The sequence below is a fragment of the Lactobacillus sp. C449L genome (assembly GCF_059900815.1).
Map to the genome: position 1 here is coordinate 1 of NZ_JBWXGA010000046.1, position 631 is coordinate 631.

At 64.3% G+C, this 631-nt stretch carries 1 protein-coding gene; it reads left to right on the forward strand.

Going from position 1 to position 631, the window contains the following annotated elements; all coding sequences use genetic code 11:
- On the forward strand, positions 1 to 337 hold a 337-nt coding region (locus AC2JF9_RS08185), incomplete at its 5' end, for an aminotransferase class I/II-fold pyridoxal phosphate-dependent enzyme (protein WP_500726808.1).
- Positions 338 to 631 lie beyond the last annotated feature (294 nt).

A 631-nucleotide genomic window follows, 5' to 3' on the forward strand; every position in this document is an offset into this window, starting at 1 on the left:
CGCCGCCATCGAGGGGCCGGACGAGCCGATGCGGGCCATGGTCGAGGCGGATCGGCGCAAGCGCGACATCGTCGTTCAGGCTCTCAACCAGATGCCGGGTGTCAAGTGCGCGGAGCCGGAAGGCACCATCTACGCATTCCCCGACATACGCGGCACCAGGCGTGCCTCGTCCGAACTCGCCATGGCGATCCTGAGCGAAGCCCATGTCGTGACCGAATCCGGCAGCTTCTACGGTCCCTCGGGCGAAGGCCATTTGCGCATCTGCTTCGGTTCGGAGCCGGAGGCGAGGGTGATCGAGGCGATGGAGCGGTTGAAGCGCTTCTTCAACAGCCTGTAGTCGCCCGCCCATCAGACCGCTTCTTCTTCGCTAAGGGTGGTTGCAGCGCTGGTGCTCGATCAGGGCTATTAAGACCGTAATCATATGATTAGGTTGCTATCTGCGCGCCAGCGCAGGGGAGGCCATGATCCTGGAAAGACGCCCGCAACTCCGAGGGAGGAATGGAATGACCGGAAGACTTCGCCTCGCCGTCGCGCTGATGGCCGCGCCCCTCCTCGCCATGCCCTGCGCGGCGCCGGCCCATATATGGGCGGCGCCGTCCTCCTACGAGGCGCTGGTCGACCTTTACGAGGA